Annotated in this window: 18 protein-coding genes; 7 read left to right on the forward strand and 11 right to left on the reverse strand. The window is 61.4% G+C overall.

The features are described 5' to 3' along the window. Positions 1 to 176 precede the first annotated feature (176 nt). Positions 177 to 1,007, forward strand: coding sequence for a hypothetical protein (locus tag SHEL_RS10150; RefSeq protein ID WP_012799183.1), 831 nt, complete (start codon positions 177 to 179; stop codon positions 1,005 to 1,007). Here SHEL_RS10150 and SHEL_RS10155 read toward each other — a convergent pair. Continuing rightward, complete coding sequence (locus SHEL_RS10155; protein ID WP_012799184.1) at positions 986 to 1,696, reverse strand: AAA family ATPase; 711 nt, start codon at positions 1,694 to 1,696, stop codon at positions 986 to 988. The two genes, SHEL_RS10150 and SHEL_RS10155, sit on opposite strands and share 22 nt — an antisense overlap. Positions 1,697 to 1,903: 207 nt before the next feature. On the opposite strand from SHEL_RS10155, the gene SHEL_RS10160 reads away from it, so the two are divergent. Further along, positions 1,904 to 3,385 (forward strand): DUF1846 domain-containing protein, encoded by a 1,482-nt coding sequence (locus SHEL_RS10160; RefSeq protein ID WP_012799185.1) that lies wholly within the window; start codon positions 1,904 to 1,906, stop codon positions 3,383 to 3,385. A gap of 76 nt (positions 3,386 to 3,461) precedes the next feature. On the opposite strand, the gene SHEL_RS10165 is transcribed toward SHEL_RS10160, so the two are convergent. The 10 genes from SHEL_RS10165 to SHEL_RS10210 form a co-directional block, all read right to left on the reverse strand. After that, entirely contained in the window at positions 3,462 to 4,010 is a 549-nt protein-coding gene (locus SHEL_RS10165) for a flavin reductase family protein (protein WP_050749573.1), read from the reverse strand. Positions 4,011 to 4,043: 33 nt separating this feature from the next. Next, positions 4,044 to 4,547 carry a pyridoxamine 5'-phosphate oxidase family protein gene (locus SHEL_RS10170; protein WP_012799187.1) on the reverse strand — a complete coding sequence of 168 codons (504 nt, stop codon included), beginning with the start codon at positions 4,545 to 4,547 and terminating at the stop codon, positions 4,044 to 4,046. Positions 4,548 to 4,642: 95 nt separating this feature from the next. Continuing rightward, a complete protein-coding gene (locus SHEL_RS10175) occupies positions 4,643 to 5,785 on the reverse strand; it encodes a cation diffusion facilitator family transporter (protein WP_012799188.1) in 1,143 nt (380 codons plus the stop codon). A 3-nt stretch (positions 5,786 to 5,788) separates the two neighbouring features. Continuing rightward, complete coding sequence (locus SHEL_RS10180) at positions 5,789 to 6,247, reverse strand: MarR family winged helix-turn-helix transcriptional regulator (protein ID WP_012799189.1); 459 nt, start codon at positions 6,245 to 6,247, stop codon at positions 5,789 to 5,791. Positions 6,248 to 6,282: 35 nt separating this feature from the next. After that, positions 6,283 to 6,825, reverse strand: a complete 543-nt coding sequence (locus tag SHEL_RS10185; protein ID WP_012799190.1) for a glutathione peroxidase — start codon at positions 6,823 to 6,825, stop codon at positions 6,283 to 6,285. 189 nt (positions 6,826 to 7,014) lie between these two features. Continuing rightward, complete coding sequence (locus SHEL_RS10190) at positions 7,015 to 8,322, reverse strand: GIDE domain-containing protein (protein ID WP_012799191.1); 1,308 nt, start codon at positions 8,320 to 8,322, stop codon at positions 7,015 to 7,017. A 102-nt stretch (positions 8,323 to 8,424) separates the two neighbouring features. Beyond that, entirely contained in the window at positions 8,425 to 9,090 is a 666-nt protein-coding gene (locus tag SHEL_RS10195) for a PspA/IM30 family protein (RefSeq protein WP_012799192.1), read from the reverse strand. 169 nt (positions 9,091 to 9,259) lie between these two features. Then, positions 9,260 to 10,579: a cytidylate kinase family protein gene (locus SHEL_RS10200; protein ID WP_126513811.1), complete on the reverse strand. Its 1,320-nt coding sequence runs from the start codon at positions 10,577 to 10,579 to the stop codon at positions 9,260 to 9,262. Positions 10,580 to 10,698: 119 nt separating this feature from the next. After that, positions 10,699 to 11,541 carry a helix-turn-helix domain-containing protein gene (locus SHEL_RS15130; protein ID WP_126513812.1) on the reverse strand — a complete coding sequence of 281 codons (843 nt, stop codon included), beginning with the start codon at positions 11,539 to 11,541 and terminating at the stop codon, positions 10,699 to 10,701. A gap of 96 nt (positions 11,542 to 11,637) precedes the next feature. Continuing rightward, complete coding sequence (locus tag SHEL_RS10210; protein WP_012799195.1) at positions 11,638 to 13,212, reverse strand: helix-turn-helix domain-containing protein; 1,575 nt, start codon at positions 13,210 to 13,212, stop codon at positions 11,638 to 11,640. A gap of 219 nt (positions 13,213 to 13,431) precedes the next feature. On the opposite strand from SHEL_RS10210, the gene SHEL_RS10215 reads away from it, so the two are divergent. The 5 genes from SHEL_RS10215 (at position 13,432) to SHEL_RS10235 (ending at position 19,070) form a co-directional block, all read left to right on the forward strand. Continuing rightward, positions 13,432 to 14,055, forward strand: coding sequence for a hypothetical protein (locus SHEL_RS10215; RefSeq protein WP_012799196.1), 624 nt, complete (start codon positions 13,432 to 13,434; stop codon positions 14,053 to 14,055). Between the two features lie 66 nt (positions 14,056 to 14,121). Then, positions 14,122 to 16,887: a molybdopterin-containing oxidoreductase family protein gene (locus SHEL_RS10220; RefSeq protein ID WP_041422864.1), complete on the forward strand. Its 2,766-nt coding sequence runs from the start codon at positions 14,122 to 14,124 to the stop codon at positions 16,885 to 16,887. Further along, positions 16,877 to 17,491: a 4Fe-4S dicluster domain-containing protein gene (locus SHEL_RS10225; RefSeq protein ID WP_012799198.1), complete on the forward strand. Its 615-nt coding sequence runs from the start codon at positions 16,877 to 16,879 to the stop codon at positions 17,489 to 17,491. Before SHEL_RS10220 ends, SHEL_RS10225 begins: the two co-directional genes overlap by 11 nt. A gap of 150 nt (positions 17,492 to 17,641) precedes the next feature. Continuing rightward, positions 17,642 to 18,337, forward strand: a complete 696-nt coding sequence (locus SHEL_RS10230) for a TorD/DmsD family molecular chaperone (protein WP_012799199.1) — start codon at positions 17,642 to 17,644, stop codon at positions 18,335 to 18,337. A 16-nt stretch (positions 18,338 to 18,353) separates the two neighbouring features. Further along, entirely contained in the window at positions 18,354 to 19,070 is a 717-nt protein-coding gene (locus SHEL_RS10235) for a ferric reductase-like transmembrane domain-containing protein (protein ID WP_012799200.1), read from the forward strand. The last annotated feature ends 45 nt before the right edge of the window (positions 19,071 to 19,115 follow it).

Consider the following 19,115-nt stretch of genomic DNA (forward strand, 5'->3'; position numbering starts at 1 on the left):
GTTGACTGTAGGATTGGGAATATATCACAATCGGCCGCAACTCCACGGCGGGGCAGCCATACGTTGACGCCCCGATGCCTTCCGTTGCAGAAGGTCCGTCAACCTCCGGTTGCCCGGCCGCCATACGCTCTGCGCACGCAAACCGTATAATGGCCAAAACTACTACGGAGGTTCGCATGCAGATCGATTGGACATTCGACGACGAAAACACCTACGGCGTGGTGTACGCCATGGTGGAACTGGACGCACATGAGACCGATGAGCTGGTACAACGCGCGTATGAACGGTTCGGCCGCCTGATCAAGGCCGACCCTGGAACCGAACGTGAACGAGCCGCCGAGCTTCTGACCGATCGGGAGCTTGAGCGGTTTGTGGCTGAAAGCGTCATGGCCGTCGCCGCCGACGACGCTATGGCCCGCCTGGACCGCAACGTGATGTTCGTGCCCCAATGCGAACGGCGCGAGCCTCTTCGCGAGCACGAGCCCTTCGCGTTCGCTGTCAAAACCTGCACCGTGCCCGACATGAACCTTGACCTGGACACGCCTATCCAGGTCCCCGAGGGGGAAGACGCCGCCCGTCGCGTGGTAAACGCCCTGCGCAACCGCCTGAACGGCACCGTTCCGGACGCGCACCTCAAACGGCAGCGAGCCATCGTCGACAACGACTTCCGTCAGGAGCTGCGCGACGCCGACATGAGCGAACGCGACTACCGCATCGAGCACCGCCTGAAGCCCGATGCCCTCGAAGCACGGCTGCGACAGCGGGCGATGGACGAGTTGACCAAAAACATCGCCCTTGAACTGGTGTTCCTTCGCAAAGGATTAGAAGCAGGCACCCAGGAGGAGGACGCCATGCTTTCCGCCTTCGCCCCCGGAAACGAAGAGGCTCTGAGGCAGGACATGGCCGACTCGGGTCGCCTGTGCCTGCTGTACGAAGAGGCCCGCCGCCATGCTGCCTTGGATTGGGCGGTAGAGAACCTGACAGATCAGCCCTCGTCGAACAGGTGATGCAGAAACCCTTCGCGGTCGTCCATGAACATCTTCGTGATCTGGTACGGATCGGTTTCTTCGTATTCGCATTCCGAAATCGCGTCATCGAATCGCAGGATCTGTGCCCCCGGCAATCCCAAAAGAATCGGCGAATGGGTCGCGATGATGAACTGCGAACCTGTCTGCGCCCTTTGATGCAGATACAGCAGCAACGTGAGCTGGCGTTGGGGGGATAGCGCCGCTTCCGGCTCGTCCATGAGGAACAGTCCTTCGCGCTTCACGCTTTGCATGAACGCCAGAAAACCTTCGCCATGGGACATCTCCGCGTAGTTGAACCGAGGGTCGAGGTATTCGATCGTCGCCATGCGCGCCACGTTCAGAAACGTCTCCGCCTTGAAATAGTATCCCGCCTGCGGACGGCGTCCTCCGCGTTGCGTGCGCAGGGCTTCCCCCAGCTCAGTAGTGTGTTCGTAGGTGCTGAACGCGAAATTGCGGGTGCCTCCCTCCAGGTTGAACCCGAAGGCCATGGCTATGGCTTCAAGCAGCGTCGACTTGCCCGAGCCGTTCTCGCCGACGAAAAACGTCACGTTGCCGGCGAAATTCACCGTGCCCATCGACGCGATGGCGGGAATCCCGCGCACGTACGACTGGGCCGGCAGGGCATCCCAATCCACCCAACACGACAGCAGGTATCTCATGTCGTACATGCGAGCCTCCTTTAGTTCCGCAGACCCCTACTCTACCAGAACCCGGCGACGCATGCGCCGGACACGACAGACGGCCGTCGATTCGTAGAAGTTCGAACGGAATCCGAAAGCCACGGCCGCGAAGCCCCTCTCCTGTCATATAATCGAGTGCGAATTTTTTCGCCCGCGCGCGCGGCGCGCCTTCCGCACGATGAAAGGACGTATCGCATGAAAATCGGTTTCGACAACGAAATGTACATCGAACGGCAGGCGGCACGCATCCGCGAACGCGTCGAAGAGTTCGGCGGCAAGCTGTACCTGGAGTTCGGAGGCAAGCTGTTCGACGATTACCATGCGGCCCGCGTCCTCCCCGGCTTCGAGCCCGACGTCAAGCTCCGCATGCTCAAGAGCATGGTCGACGAGGTCGAGATCGTCCAGGTCATCAACGCCGGCCACATCGAGAAGAACAAGCTGCGCGGCGATTTGGGCATCACCTACGACGAGGACCTGCTGCGGCTGCGCAACATCTTCATCGACCTTGGCTTCTACTGCGGCGGCGTAGTGCTGACGCAATACGAGGGCCAGCCCAACGCAACCGCCTTCATTCACCGTCTGGAGAACATGGGCATCCCGTGCTACCGTCACAAGACCATCTCCGGCTACCCCTACGACATCGAGCACATCGTCAGCGACGACGGGTACGGTCAGAACGAATACGTCAAGACCACACGCCCCATCGTCGTCGTCACGGCCCCTGGCCCCGGCTCGGGCAAAATGGCCACCTGCCTCTCGCAGCTGTACGCCGAGAACATGCGCGGCGTGAAGGCGGGCTATGCCAAGTACGAGACCTTCCCGGTGTGGAACCTGCCGCTTGACCACCCGGTCAACATCGCCTACGAATCCGCCACGGTGGACCTGGACGACGTGAACGCCATCGACCCCTTCCATCTGGAGGCCTACGGCATATCGTCGGTCAACTACAACCGCGACATCGAAATCTTCCCCGTGTTGAAGGCCATGCTGGAGAAGATGTTGGGCGAAAGCCCCTACAAGTCCCCCACCGACATGGGTGTGAACAACATCGCCGCCGCCATCGTGGATGAGGAAGCCGTCTGCGACGCCGCTAAAAACGAGATCGTCCGCCGCTATTTCCAGTGCGCCGTGAAGGCCCTTCGCACCGGCATGGGCGAAAACGAAGCCAAAAAGGCCTTGTTCCTCATGAACAAGGCGGGTGTCAACGTGAACCTGTCCCCCGCCCACAGCGCCGCCCTGCTGCGCGCCGAAACCTCCGGCGGCCAGGCGGGCGCCATGGTCCTGCCCGACGGCCGCATCATCACGGGCAAGACTTCCACGCTGCTCAATGCGTCTTCATCGGTGCTGCTCAACGCCCTGAAGGCCCAGGCCGGCATCGACGACGCCACCTACGTCATCAGCGACGCAGCCCTCGAGCCCATCTGCGACCTGCGCACCCAGCAGCTGGGGCATCGCAACCCGCACCTGCACCCCAGCGAGATGCTCATCGCGCTTTCCACCAGTTCGCTCACCAGCCCCTTGGCGAAGGAGACCATCGCACACGCCTCTGAACTGCGCGGCTGCGACGCATACTTCTCATCGATCATCCCCACCGAGGACGAGCGCCTGTTCCGCACGCTCGGCATCAACGTCTGCTGCGAGCCCAGGTTCGACGTGGCGCACTCCTTGATGTACTAAGCGCACCTCCGATATGAGAAAGGGGCGAAGGATTCGGTTCCTTCGCCCCTTCTTCTATATATTGCCTTTTGCCCGGCTATTCGTCGTCCTCGACGATGTAGGCGGCGACGATTTCGGCGATGTAAGCGATGTGGGCGTCCTTGTTGGAGCCGCAAACTTCGCTGCCCTTGTCCTGCGGATACCAGCGCTGTTGGATGTCCTCGGGCATGAGGGCCAGCTCCTGAGGCTGACGGTACAGCACGCGGCACTCAAGCGTCAGCGGGAAATCGCGGTAGGCGGGCGTAGACACCTGAAGCGGAGCCTCCTCCGCCAGGTTCAACTCGCGATACTTGTTCTGTTGACGGCCGGAACGGCTGCCGGCAATGCCCAGGACCTGGCGGTCGAAGGGACGCTCGTAGGGAACGCTCACCGTGAACTCGCCGTTCTTGTCCAGCAGCTCGCGGCTGAAGCGTCCCTCGCGCACCAGCGCCGTGAACACGGGGGTGCCCCACTCCACGCCGATACTGCCCCAGCCGATGGTCATGACGTTGGTGCGGTCCTCGGCCTTGGTGGTCAGGAGCACGCCCATGCGCAGGGCCTTCAGAATGTCGCCCGCATAGTCGAAAACGTTGATTTCCTTCTTCATGAATTCCTCCACATCTCAATCCCGTCCGGACGGTTAATCGCGTTTCATGGCAGACTGGGCCCGGTCGGTGTATTTGCCCACTTTGCCTGTCAGGTGCTCGATGGTGAATTTGAACACGGTGACGCCGCGCACGTCTTTGGCGACGACCTCCTCGGTGTGCTCGGGGTTCTCGGGAACGAACTTCAGCGTGAACGCCAGCAGGCGCGCCAGCTTCTCGTCCGGGTCGTCGATCACTTCGACCTTTCCGAAAGCGATGATGCTGCAGTAATTGTTGGCATACTCTTCGGCATAGGTTTCGCTGTGGTCGATGACAGTAAGCGAGGCCTTGGGGTTCGCCGCGATGGAATCGGCCTTGTGGCCCCGGCGCCCACCATGGAAGTACAAGGCGCCGTCGTCGTAGTAATAGCTGATGGGAACGCCGTAAGGGTATCCTTCGTCACCGTTGAGGGACAGCACCCCAACGCCGTGGCGATTGAGAATCTCGATGGATTCCTCCTCAGTCAATGCCTGACGGGGCCGGCGCTGTTTTCGGAACATGTGGTTTGCCTTTCGTGAGAATCGTTTCGAACCATCTTAGCACGACCTCCCGAAAACGATAAAAAGAGCCGTGGTGCAAACCACGGCTCCACAGCTTATTCGCTTACGTCCTCATCTAAAAGAACCACAGTTTTATACTGCGGATACAGCTCCTGCACTTCCCTGCGAATCTCGTCTGCGACGGCCTGCCGGTCTTTCGAGTCGAAGCTGACGACAACGTCGAAACTCAACCGGTCAAGCTCCTCATCCAGGTAGAAGCCGTGGGTCTCGAGCACCTCGGGATGGGCCTTCGCCACCTCGTATGCCCGTTCACGAATCTGACCGGCCAGACCAGTGTTGTTGGTGGCGTACACGCCCACCGTGTTGATGATTACGCCGTACTTCGCGAACACCGCCTGTTGGATGCGTCGGGTGATGATGTCGATATCGCGAGCCGTAGCATCGTCGTCGACCTCCACATGCACGCTGCCGGTAAGACGGTCCGGGCCGTAGTCGTTCAGCACTAGGTCGTAGGCACCGTAGACGCCTTCCGTCTCCGCGACGGTCTGTTTGATGGCGCGGCTCAGATCGCCATCCACACGCTGGCCCAGAATCTTGTCCAGGGCCTCCTTCAGGATGTCGAAGCCGGCCTTCATGATGACCACGGAGATGACGGCGCCCAGCCAGCCTTCCAAGCTGACACCCCAGATGATATAGATGAACGCAGCGACCAGCGTGGATGCTGAGATGATCGAATCCATGGTGGCGTCAGTGCCCGAGGCTACAAGTGAGTCGGACCCCACACGTTCGCCGACAGCCTTGACGTATCGGCCGAGCACCACCTTGGCCACCACGGCGACGGCGACAATCACCAGCGTCACGGTCTCGTACGACGCGACCTCGTGGTTGATGATGCTCGACACCGACTCCTTCAGCGACGTGAAGCCGGCCGCCAGGACAATGGCTCCGATGATGATGGTGGTGATGTATTCGATTCGGCCGTAGCCGTAGGGATGTTTGCGGTCCGGCGTGCGGCCGGCAAGCTTCGTCCCCACGATGGTGATGACCGATGACAGGGCGTCGGACAGGTTGTTCACCGCGTCCAGCACGATGGCGATTGAGTTCGAAAGCAGGCCCACCGCCGCCTTGAACGCCGCCAGCAGCATATTTGCCGCAATACCCACAATGCTCGTGCGCACGATTTGGGCATCGCGGGACAGCTGCTGACCTTCTTGGCTCCCCGTCGTGTCGATGGCCATGATCTACCTCTCCTCCTGCCTAACGTTGTCGATAAGCTTGTTCAGAAGGCGGCGCAGCTCCGCGGCGTCTTCCGCGGACAGGTCCACGCACTTGCCCATCTGCCGGGGGATGCCGAGCGCACGGCTTCGCAACGCCTCCCCCTTCTCGGTGATGACCACGTTGAGCTTGCGTTCGTCCTCATGGGAACGTTCGCGAATGACCAGACCCTTCGCCTCCAGCTTTTTCAGCAGCGGCGTCAGGGTGCCGGAATCAAGCAGCAGCTTCTCGCCCAGCTCGCGGACGGAAAGCGATTTGCATTCCCACATGACCATCATGGTGATGTACTGCGTGTACGTGAGGTCGATCTCGTTGAGGAACGGCGTGTAGCGACGCACGACCTCCTTCGCGCAGGCGTACAAGGGGAAACAGAGCTGATTGTCTAGCTTCAACGGGTCGAAGTCCGCTGTATTCGTGTTTTCCATTACCGTCCCCCTATCGTAAACGCACTTTAGTTCTGTTAGAGCTGCTGCGCCACGGCGGCCTTGACGTCGTCCATGTCGGCCGTGGGCTCGAAGCGGGCGACAAGCTCGCCTTCGCGGTTGATCAGGAACTTCGTGAAGTTCCACTTGATGTAGGCCTTATCGCCGAACTCCTTGTCGACGGCCTTGGCAACCTTGCTCATAGCCATGGACTTCAAGCCTTTGCCGAACCCCTCGAAAGGCTTTTGGGTTGCCAGGTCGGCGAACAACGGGATGGCGTTCTCGCCGTTGACTTCGATCTTTTTGAACTGCGGGAACTCGGTGCCGAACTTCAGCGTGCAGAACTGGTGAATCTCCTCGTCGGATTCCGGCGCCTGGTTGGCGAACTGGTTGCAGGGGAAGTCCAGAATCTCGAAGCCCTGGTCCTTGTATTCGGCGTACATGGCCTCGAGCTCTTCGTACTGCGGGGTGAAGCCGCAACCGGTGGCGGTGTTGACGATGAGCAGGACCTTGCCCTCGTAATCCTTGAGGGAAACGGTGCTTCCGTCGCGGGCTTCAACGTTGTAGTCGTGCACGGTCATGGGAGTCTCCAATCAGTTGCAGTAACATTTAAATTGTACACAATTGAATTGTACGCGATTATCCCCTCACGTCAAGTCCTTTGCCGTAACGAACGGATGACAGAGCACAACATTACACCGGTCCCGACACGCAAAAGCGGCGAGGCCGACGCCCCGCCGCTGCAATCGTTTCATCCTGCGATGACGGCGCTAGCCCTGCAAATGCGCCACGAGCTCGGCCTCGATCTTCGTCGCAAAGTAATACGAATTGTCGGTCGAGATGCACTTGCCCATGTAGGCGTTGCCACCGTGGCGATACAGCTCGCCCAAACAGTACACCGGGTAGTTGCACGGCACGATGTCTTCGACGATGCGGTAACCCAAGAACGAGTTGCTCTGCGTCGTGGTGACCGGCCTGGTCTGCGCTGGAGCGCTTGACGTGGATGTGGCCATGCTGCTCAGCAGCATGCCAAGGCCGATGTTCAGCACGGTCTTGCCGATGTCGCCGAAATCGTCGAAGTCTTTGCTGCCGTAGTAGTAGCCGCCCTGAGGACCGCCTACGCCGCGCTTGTCATGCAGGCCGCGCTGGCCGGCGCCGCCCAGATCGAGGAAGGAATCCAAGCCGGAGGGAATCTGGCCACCGTAGTAATACACGCCGGAGCTGGATCGCCTTCCGCCGTTGGAGGGACGGTTGCCGCCGTAGCCGTAGGGGCCGCCCGGACGAGGACGTCCGTCTTTGGACAGCAGCACGTTGCGGCGTTCCACACGCTTGCCCGGCTGACAGCTGGGCTCCACGTATCCGCCGGCGTAGGCAGGGGCCATGGCAGGCAGGGTGAAGGTGGTGGTCAGCGCGCGGGCGCCTTCGGAAACGCGCCACCGCATGCCTTCGAGCACATTGGCACCCTTGGACAGGGCGTTCGCCACGGCGTAGCGGGCGCTCGACGAACGGGACGTGGACGAATTGGCCATGACGGCCTTCGAGAAGTCGGACGTGGGGCCTTCGACGCGGTTGGCGGAATTGACCAGGATGCAGTTGTCGCCGAAGGGCGCCAGGTTCACATACACCTTGGTATCGCAAGACGTGTCCGTGAAGTAGAACGGCTCGACGGAGGTCTCGTGGGCCACCAAGGTTTCAACGTTTCGGCCGTTCACGCGGTCGATGCGGAAGCAGCGCACGTCATAGTACGCAACCTCGCGCTTGCTGTACGGTGCCGTAACGGAGCTGGTGGCCTGGGTGGTGCCCACCAGTTCGCAGTATTGGCGGAAGTTCTGGGACGTCTGCGACAGCTCGTCGACGATGGAGATCGCATCCACGACGCGACTTGTCGGCGTGGACTTGATATCCTCGATGATCTCGGCCTTTTCCGACGTTGTCTTGGTGGCACCCACCGCACCGGCGGTATTCGATCCGGTCGATTCGCCCGACGTGGACTTCTTCAGCATCTGCAGCAACGCCCGCACGATGATGACGAAAAGGACGACGGTGATGATCGCAAAGATCAGGTCTTCAATATACATGCATACCCGACTTTCATATCTCGGAAACGGGTGGTAACCATGCGTCGGCTGCACGCGAAGCCGCATGCAGCCGACGCTTGAAAAACAGAGTTCTAACAGGCGTTACAGACCGAGTTCAGCCTTGAGGGCGGCGAGCTGGTCGTTCACCGCAGCTTCATGCTGCAGGGTTTCGAACTGGTCGTTGACGTCGACGTCTGCGCCGCCGATTTCGGTAAAGGCCTCGGCAACGGCTTCCTTCTCGGTGATCTTGCGCTCCATGGCGTCGAGCTTCGCGAATGCGGAATCGAAGCTGGCGGTGTTGATGGAGGTGGCGACGTTCTGCTGGGCCTCGGCCATCTTAGCGCGGGCGATCAGGACGTTCTGGCGTGCACGGGCCTCGTCCAGCTTGATCTTCAGGGTCTGGACCTGGTCGCGCAGCTTGTCGACCTGTGCGGTGATCTGGTCGTAGGAGGCCTGGAGCTGGGTGACCTGCTCATCGACGCCGACCTTGGCGTCCAGGGCCTTCTTGGCCAGGTCTTCCTTGCCGGCGCGCAGGGCCACCTTGGCCTTGTCGTTCCAGTCGGCGGAAACGGCCTGGGCATCGGCGAGCTCCTTGGCGGCTACCTTCTGGGAGCCCATGGCCTGACCGAGAGCCTGGGTTGCTTCGTCAACCTGCTCTTCCATCTCGATGATGAGTTGCTTGACCATCTTCTCGGGATCTTCGGCCTTGTCGATCATGTCGTTGATGTTGGCCTTCAGGATGTCTGCGAGACGTGCGAAAATTGCCATAATGCTCACCTTTCTGTATGGACCCGAACGGGCCGGCCTTCGTACGATGCCCGACTTCGGCATCGCGCCTTACTATGTAAAGAATTTTACTCCGTTTTACTGAAAGATGGCTGAAAAGTATGCCTGGGTTTGAAATAGTATCGCCCGAACGGTTCGGGAGCGCGCTCCGTCAGCGTCGGGAAGGGCCGTTCGCGCCTTCGCGGGCACTTCGGGCCATGGCGGCGAGCATCTCCCCCGTCCGGACAACGCCGTATCGGCTCGTGTTCATGGTCACGTCGTAATTGCCGGACATCCCCCATGCCGTATGGGCGAACCGCAGGCAGTGGTCTGCCCGCTCGCGGTTCACGCGATCGATCTTCGCCTCCGCCTCGCTTCGGGACAGGCCTTCCCGGTCCATCACGCGGGCTACGGCGTCCTCCTTGTCGGCGCGCAGGAAAATCCGCAGCACGTTGGCGTGGTCCCGCAGCACGTATTCCGCAAGACGGCCCACGATGACGCAGGACTCCTGGGCCGCCAGCCTGCGGATGACCTGCTCTTCGGCCTTGAACAGACGCTCCGCCTTCGGCATGTCCTGCTCGGCGACGGCGCCTGCATACAAGGTGTAGAAAGCAGCCAGGGCACCGGAGCCGTCGGCCCCTTCGCCGGCGACGTAGTCTTCAGGCAGCCCGGATTGCGCCGCCATCATATGAATGAGACGGGAATCGTAGCATTGCACGCCCAAGGCGTCGGCTATGGCGTGCCCCACCTCGCGGCCACCCGAACCGTATTCCCGGGAAACCGTGACGATGAAGTTTCCTTCGGGGACGGCGATGTTTGAAGCCTTACCGCCGTTGCGGTTCTCGGGCAGGACGGCATATTCGAACGCCGTCAGATGCCTGCTGAAAAACGTGACAACCAAGCCTGTGAGCAGGGCTGCGACGATGGTGCCTTCGCGGACCGTCACCAACGAACGGAAATACAGCAGGTTCATGACCACCGCGATGAGCACCATGGTGGAATCCGCCGCCACACGCATGGTGCCGAATTCCTTGCCCGTCACCTTCACCAAGGCGCGGGCCAGCCCATCGCCGGCCATCATGCCCACCCTGCCGATGACCTCCAGATACGCCCCGAAGGCCAGGCACACAACACCGAGCAGCATGGTGCATGCGCACAGCGGGTAGGATTGCGGGTCATACCAGGTCAGAAGCCACATAGAGAAGTCGACCACCGAGCCGAACACGGCGGCGAACACCACCTGCTGGCAGATGTCGAACACCTGGCAGTCACGGCGCAGCAGGATGATCTGCAGCAGCACCAGCAACGCGTTGAACAACGCCACATGCATGCCGTAGGTGAGCTGAGGCACCAAAAACGACATGGTGTAGGGAATGGCCGAGATGGCGGAGTTGCCGATGGCGGATTTGGTGATGAGCGCCACGCCGAAGGATATGGCGAAAATGCCGAACAGCAGCACGGCGTACCGGCGTATCCTTTCAGCCCATCCCAAAGCGCTTCCACCTTCCTATTCCGACATTGAACCGCATAAGTATAGGGGTGGCAGTAGCCTGCAGCGCATCGGCGAAGCACGCAAATCGGCAATTCTTCGCATTCTGGAACAAAGCCCGCTTATGCCCCCAACATGGATTCGCCGTACCGGTACAGCGCCTCGTTTATTTCGAAGCGGTCGAACCGCCCGTTGAGAATGAAGAACTTCACGATGAGGTCGAAACGGGAAGCGTCGCTGAGCGCAAGGCCTGCGCTGCCCAGCAAATCGCAGGTCTCGTCGATGTCCATCTCCAACGCGACGGCCAGGGCCAACGCCGTGTTCTTGCTGGGTCTGTAGTCCAGGTTCGAGCGAATTTTCGAGAACAGCCGACGATCGACGCCGGCACGCTTATACACCGTCGCGTCGTCCAGACCTCGGGCGTCGATGGCGTCCAAAAGCCGCTCGCCGAACCCTTTCTGCACGCCGGCAAGCCATTCGTCCATCCCCGTTGGAACAGGAGAAATCTCACCCGTCGCACCAAGACCGCCGGACGCTGCGGGAGCCGCGGGAACCACCTGCTGAGAATCGTAGTCCGGAGGCCTGCGCGCCTTGGTGGCACTTTCCGCCAGGTTCGCACTCCCACTCGCGGAACCATCTCGTTTGTCGCGCCTGAAGCGGCCTGCGAGGCCCCCGAGCCTCCTGCGGCGGCCGGACGGAGGCGCAGCAGGCAGCATCTGAGGCATCGCATCGGGTGCGGACGGAGCCCCTGACGGCATGTGCCCTTGGACATCCGCAGGAGCCGAGCCTGTCAGGCCAACGGATGGGCTGCCGATACTTCGGGATGCGAACTTGCCCGTATGCGACCCGCCAAGTCTTTCTCCCGTCAAACGGTCGAACGCGGGCATACGCGACGTGGTGGACCCTGGTCGGAAATGTTCATCCAGGTAGCTTCGCAGGTCGCCCATCGTTTCATGTTCCAGCATGCCGTCTCCCCTCGCCGTTTCGCACCCGACCATTGTACCGAAGATGCGCGGTTTCGAGCATCCGCGCTTCGTGCACAACCGCGCGGAAAACGACACCTAATCTATCTCGTAGGCGTCGATAAGCTCGTCCAGCTCGCGGCGGCTGTGCACGTCCAGCTTGCCGTAGACGTGGCGCACGTGGGTGCGGGCCGTGTTGAAGGACACGAACAGCTCGTCGGCAATGGCCTTGACCGGCATATGTTTGGCCAGAAGCACCAACACGTCCGCTTCGCGGGGCGAAAGCCCGAACTCGTCGGAGATGAGCTTACATTTGAGCAGGAAGCGCCCCGCCTTCCGCGTGCCGTCGGGCTGTTCCGCTGCGGCATCTCCATCGTCCGCTGCGATCCCATCAGCCTGCGCATCAGCAACCTCCGCCGAACGGACGGCCTGAGGCGTCCCTTCTTCCTGCGTCGATTGGGCTTCGTCGGATTCTCCCCCTTCCGCAGAGGCCATCATGGCCGCCGTCGGCTCCAGAAGATCGCCCAGGTCGCGCACGGACAAAAGAAGCACGGCCGCGACGATGCACACGACCAAGAACACCGTCTGGAGCCCGGGCGCGTCGAACCGAATGAACGTCAGTCCCATGTTGTCGCCGAACATGTACCCCACGAACGCCGCAACCATCGCCACGCCGAAACCGAACCCGAAGACGCGAACCGCCGACATGCCGGTCTTGTACGACCACAGGCTCAGAAAGCACCAGCCGGAAACCAGCAGGATCGCCTTCGAAAACGTAGCCAGGCTGCCTACAAGCCCAGATGAAATGCCAAGAAAAGCCACCGGCAACATGATGGCCACGGACACGAGCAGCATGCCGTACAGTTGCCTGACGAAGGGGTCGGAGGGCTTTCGCCGCGTCGCATCGATCAAAAACGCAGTGGCGAAGACCACGATCAGAAGGGCCGCATCGCCTCGGGACGATGCGAACTGCTCAGGCTCCAAAAACTGGGGATAGAACCCGCGCACCGTGCTCAGGGCGAAAGCGATAATCGCCACGAATGCGATCACGCGCCAGAACGAAGAGGACAACGTCAGGCTTGCATCGTCATGCAAGGGGACGCACTCGTCGCCTTCGGTGCGAACGAAGCTGACCGCCACGCCGCCCAGCAGGAGAGGCGCTGTCATCGCTTGGACCCAGATGGGCGAATGATAGTGGGCGATCATCGTGCTGAACGCATACAGCATGACGCCCGCAAGCGTCGCCATACATATATAGAGGGCGGCCGTCCTGGGGCTGACTTCGGCATACAGTACGGCACACCGCAGCGCGAACACACCGAGGCACACCCCGGCGACGAACGAGCACACGCCGTAGAGGATATCGGGAAGAACCCCTTGGAACCCCACCGCCAGGGTACAGACCAGACTTGCCCCGGCCACGCCCACCATGGTGTTGAAATCGGTCACCACGTTCCAGCCCCGCTCAGGCAGACAGGCGCATGCGACCATGGCAATGCCGATGCCCAGCGTCGACAGAGAGCGCAGCGTGGTGGTGGCCTCGTAGGCCGAGACGTGGGACACGACAATGCAATCGCCGCTATAGGCGATGGTTATCCAGGCAATCCAGAACGCCAACGCGAGCAGCGGCGCTGCAAACGGCAGCGCCGGCACCTTTTCGGGCAGGCCCGTCACCGCTCCCCCTTTCAAGTCTCGGTTGAAATTATACCGTCATCTGCGGTCGGTAGGCGCTTTCGCGGCTTTCACCCATCACTCATTATGGGTGATTTCCTCGCTTCACGCATTGTTTTCATTCATGATGAACGATTTCAAACGCCCTTATGGACATGTAGAATCTGTGTATCGAAGTGCCCGTCCGCCTTTTTTCGGCGGGCACCTAAGAGGGGGAACAATATGGAATACAGCGAAGCTTTAGCAAATCTCAACGTCCTGTTGAGCCGCGACCCTGCGGGCGAACGCCTTTACATCGATGCGCTCGAGCGGTGCCGTGAACGCATCGACGAGCAGGCGGCCGCCGATTTCGTAGACGGGAAACGCACCGCCATCCAGCAGATCCAATCCGGCTCCACCATCATCGCCACGCTCATCCGCCGCGGCGGACTGGAGCGCACCATCCTGGTTGACGGCGAACCTTATGAAGGCGACCTGGTCCAACTTCAGACCGATGACAACGTGCCCGACGAGGCCGTCATCGAGACCTACGTGCAGACAACGCCCGCCGGCATCGACCTGGCGGCCGGCTTCCGCGAAACCACCACGGCCTCAGCCCTGTTCGCGGAGTTCCCGCAATTCGAAGCCGGGTTCAAAAAGGTGCTGGACGAATGCACCGCGCCCGAGGGCAAAAGCACCCAGGAGCTGCAAGACGCCCTGATCGAGGCGGGCATCATCGGCCCCGGCAACACCCAATCCCAGATCATTCACGCAAGCTATTTCACGGGCAAGCTCGAAAAATACGAACTGCTCGTTTGGAGTGGAAAGAAATGGCACACGACGTCCGAGGGGAAGGAGGCGTTGTAGCAGATGCGCCCGATCGGCGCATTCCTAATTGAAGGCAACGAGAAAAAGGGAGAAGAGGAGGAAGATATGGCAAAATCGACAGTAACCCGACGCGGATTCATGAAGGCGGCCACCGCCTTCTCGGCAGCATTTGCCGGCGCCGTCGCCGTGGGCTGCACCCAGACCGAAGAGCAGCCCGCCGAGACGACCGCTGAATCCACCGGCGAGGTCGAACCCATTCCCGATGTAGAGGCGAACGACGAAATCATCTGTTCGTCGTGCCGCGCCTGCATCAGCAACTGCGGCGTGCTCGTCCATGTGCGCGACGGCCGCGTCGTGAAGATCGAAGGTGACGAACGCGACCCCATGAGCAAGGGCGCCGTCTGCGCCAAGGGCCTCGCGGCCGTCCAGGCGCTGTACAACCCCATGCGCATGAAGTACCCCATGAAGCGCGCCGGCGAACGCGGCGAGAACAAGTGGGAGCGCATTTCCTGGCAAGAGGCTGTGGACACCATCGTCGACAAGCTGATGGAAGTCTACGAGAAGGACCCGATGCAGCTGGTCATCTCTACCGGCGGCGGCGGCAACCCGCAGTTCTTCGGCCTGCACCGCTTCCTGCAGGCCTTCGACGGCGGCAACTTCTTCGAGCCTGGCTGCGCCCAGTGCTACCTGCCCCGCATGTGCACCCAGCCTCTGCTGAACGGCTGCAACGACACGTCCATCTCCGACTCCACGGTCGGCGAGATCTACTGGACCGAAGCCGAGCCCACCTGCACCGTGCTGTGGGGCGCCGATCCCAGCCAGAGCCACGTGACCTCCGGCGGCCGCGCCATGGTCGAACTGCGCGAGCGCGGCACCAAGACCGTGGTCATCGACCCGCGCTTCACGCCTGACGCCGCCAAAGCCGACGTGTGGCTGCCCATCCGCCCCGGCACCGACGTGGCCATGGGCCTGGGCTGGGTCAACTACATCATGTCCAACAACCTCTACAACGAGGAATGGTGCAAGCAGTGGACCAACCTGCCCTTCCTGATCAACGAAGAGACCAAGCTGCTCTATCACGCCGATGAACTGGGTCTGGGCGAAGCCACCGATTACGTGGTATGGGACCAGGATGCCAACGCGCCTGTGGCCATGCCCTACCCCACCGACATGTCCATCAACTTCGCTCTGGACGGCGAATTCGACGTGGACGGCAAGAAGAGCCGCACGGCATACCGCGCCATCTGGGACGTCGCCGAAGAGTGGACGCTTGAGAAGACTGCCGAAATCACCTGGTGCGAGGCCGAATCCATCGAAGCCGCCGTCAAGATGTACGTCGAAGGCGCTCCGCATTCCGGCATCGGCATCGGCGTGGCTACCGACCAGTACGAGCAGTCCGCACAGGCACCCGAGGTCGTCACCATCATCGAGAGTCTCATGGGCAACGCTTGCCACCAGGGCAACACCATCCAGAGCCGTAAGAACCAGTCTCTGGGCACCTACTTCCTGTTCCCGTTCAACCTGTTCGGCCCCAACGAGCTCGGTCCGAACGAGGACACCGTCAATCGCCGTCTGGGCGTCATCGAGCACAAGGGCCTGAACTACTGGATGGCTTCCCACATCCCCACCGTCATGAACGCAGCTGCCACGGGCGAGCCCTATCAGCCGCAGGTGTGGATCGACCGTTCCGGCAACAAGCTGGCCATGGTCGGCGACGCCACCACGTTCCGCGAGAGCATGATGAACATCCCGTTCATCGTCCACATGGGCTTGAACATCTCCACCACCTCCGTCGAGCTGGCAGACATCATCCTGCCCACGGCCGAGTGGCTTGAGACCGCCTACGGCGCGGACCGCTGCAACGTGTGGTTCATCCGCCGCGACATCGTGCATCTGTTCGAGCACATCGACGAGACCTTCATCTGGGCCATGTTCGTCGCAGCCCTGGCCGACCGCGGCCACGAGAAGTGCCAGAAGACCTACGACCCCGAGCTGTGCGGCCCGGCCGGCCCCTACTGGCGCACCTACGACGACTACAAGGCATATCTGGCCGGCTTCATGTCCAACAGCTTCGGCGAGCAGTGGACCTGGGAAGAGGCCTGCGAGAAGCTGCCTGCCGAGTTCACCACCCTGGAAGACTGGATCACCAGCTCGTATGAGTCCTATGAGAAGGAAGGCGAGGACGGCTTGCCCGCCGGCTTCGCGACCAACTCCCGCCGCATGGAGCCCTACGCCGAGGCCATGACCATCGCCGGCCGTACCGGCGGCCCCAAGGGCGGCGACTGGTGGGACGGCTACGTGCTGCCGCCGGCAAGCGTCGACTACGAGCCCGTTCCCCATTACGTCGAGCCAGCCGAGAGCCCGCTTGATGACGAAGAGTACCCGTTCGTGCTCACCGAGGGCCGCGTGCCCATGTACCATCACGGCACGCTGCGCAACGTCCCGTGGCTGCGCGAGATGTACCCCGTGCCGCGCACTTGGATCAACCCCGCCACCGCCGCCGAAATCGGCGTTGCAGACGGCGACTGGGTGAACGTTGAAAGCCGCCGCGGCAAGATCTACGGCCAGGCCCTGCTTACCGAAGGCGTGGCGCCGAAGGTCATCTACCAGGAACGCTTCTGGAACCCCGAGCTGCTGGACTCCGACGACCCCAGCCAGGCTTGGAAGCTTATGAACGTGAACATCCTGACCAAGAACGACGCTCCGTACAATCCGGAGTTCGGCACGTACACGCTGCGCGGCTTCACCGTCAACGTGACCAAGGCCGACAGCGCGCCCGAAGGCATCTGGATGAACCCGAAGGACTTCGAGCCGTGGCTGCCTGAGTACACTGAGGAAACGGGAGGAGGTTATGCCGTCTATGACGCGTAACGCTATGGTAGTCGACCTCAACCGCTGCATCGGATGCTACGGTTGCGAGGTTGCTTGCAAACAAGAACATGATGTCGCTCTGGGCGAGTATTGGTGCAAGGTCTACACCGACGGCCCCCAGGGCACCCATCCGCACATCACGCAGTATTGGCTGCCCACCCTGTGCCAGCAGTGCGAGAACGCACCCTGCATCGAGGTGTGCCCCACCGGCGCCAGCCAGCGCGATCCTGTCACCGGCGTGGTCATCATCGACCGCGAGACCTGCATCGGCTGCAAGAGCTGCCTGACGGCATGCCCCTACGGCGTCCGCAGCTACAACGCCTCCACCAACACGGTGGGCAAGTGCACGCTGTGCAACGACCGCCTGCGCAACGACAAGCTTCCCGCTTGCGTGCTGGCATGCTCGGGCCAGGCGCGCTTCTTCGGCGACCTCGACGATCCCGAAAGCGCCGCCTCGAAGGCCCTGGCGGCCCACGACGAGGCTGACATCCACCAATTCGCCGATTCCGGCAACGCCCCGCTGACCCGCTACATTCTCTCCGAGAAGTACGCCGAGTGGATCAGCGACGATTGGTACGGCCTTGACATGTACACGCTAGAATAGCGCGGTTCGTCCTTCCGGGGTTGCCCCGCAGCCCCGGAAGGCTTTGCGAATGTGCATTCGCGCCTCCCTCCCATTCAAGCGCGAATGCACTTCCGCAAGGTCGAAACGACACCTGACGCATCAACAACACGCAAGACGAGGAGAAAACGCATGGACAACGCAATCGGCACCACGGATGCGGTCGAAGAGTACACGACCGCCGAATACCTGGCAGAAGCCGGCGATTTCCTCCGCACGTTGGCAAGCACTCTGTACAAGGAGCTTTCGCAGGACCAGATCGACGCGCTTGCCCAGATCGATTTCATGGGGATGAGCGAAACCACTGAAAACGCCGAGCTCAGCGAAGGGTTCCACACCCTGGGACGCTACCTGCGCCGCCGCGGCGTGAACGCCCGCCAGGACCTGGCCGTGGAGTACGCCCGCATCTTTTTGGCCGCCGGCGTGACGGATGAGAACTGCGCCACGCCCTACGAAAGCGTGTTCACGAGCCCCGAGGGGCTGCTCATGCAGGACGCCCGCGACCAGGTGGTGAAGGTCTACCGCAGCCAGGGTTTTAAAGTGGACCCGAGCCTGAACGACCCGGAAGACCACTTGGCCTTCGAACTGCAGTTCCTTGCCGGCATGTGCGACAAGACCCGCGATGCGCTTGAGGAAGGACTCCCGACGGACGAACTGGTGGCGGTGCAGGTCGATTTCATCGACGCGCACATCCTCAACTGGATCGACAGGCTTACTGCACGCGTGGACACGTGCGCAACGCTTGCGTTCTACACATCCGTCATGCGCATCATCAAAGGATACATCGTCGAGCACCGTGCCATTCTGTCGAACCTGATCGCCGAATAACCAAGGAGGCGCTGCCATGACTTTCCTGTTCACGCTTATCGCAGTCGTCATTGCGGCGATCGCCCTGCGCAAACCCATCGTCAAGGCCCCGTGGGTCTTCTACGCCCTGGCTGTTCTGCTCGACGTGGTGCTTCTCATGTCGCAGACCCAGGTTCTGCCCCTGCAGGCACGACTTGCCATCGCCTACCTCATGCAGCGCGGCGGCCTGGGCGTGGCCACGTTCATCCTGGTCATGTATATCGGCGTACTGCCCCGCGCAAGCTGGGCGTCCCGTTGGCTTCGCCCTATCCGCGCCGAACTCTCGATCATCGCCTGCATCCTCATCGCGGGGCACATGTGCGTTTTCCTGCCCGTCTACGCCATGCCGTTCTTCACGGGCAACCTGTCCCAGATAAACGTCATCGGCGCCTTCGCCATGGCCTTGTGCCTGCTGGTGCTTGTGCTGGTGCTGGGCATCACGTCCTTCAGGTTCGTCAAGCGCCGCATGAAGGCCCGCACCTGGCGCAAGATCCAGCGCTTCGCCTACCTGTTCTACGCGCTCGTGTTCGCCCATGTGACCCTCATGCTTGCGCCTGCAGCTGCGGCCGGAAATACCGGAACGGCCGCCACCATGGGCGTGTACTGCGTCGTGTTCGTGGTCTACACCGCGCTGCGCATCCACCGCGCCCAGGTGGACCGCCGCGAGAAAATCGACCTGGAACAGACCATCATCGAGCAAGGCTTCGTGGAATAGCCCGGCCTTCCCCCTCCCACGAAAGCGCCGCGGACGAGCGCTCGT

Source organism: Slackia heliotrinireducens DSM 20476 (genome assembly GCF_000023885.1).
In the GTDB taxonomy this organism is placed as follows: domain Bacteria; phylum Actinomycetota; class Coriobacteriia; order Coriobacteriales; family Eggerthellaceae; genus Slackia; species Slackia heliotrinireducens.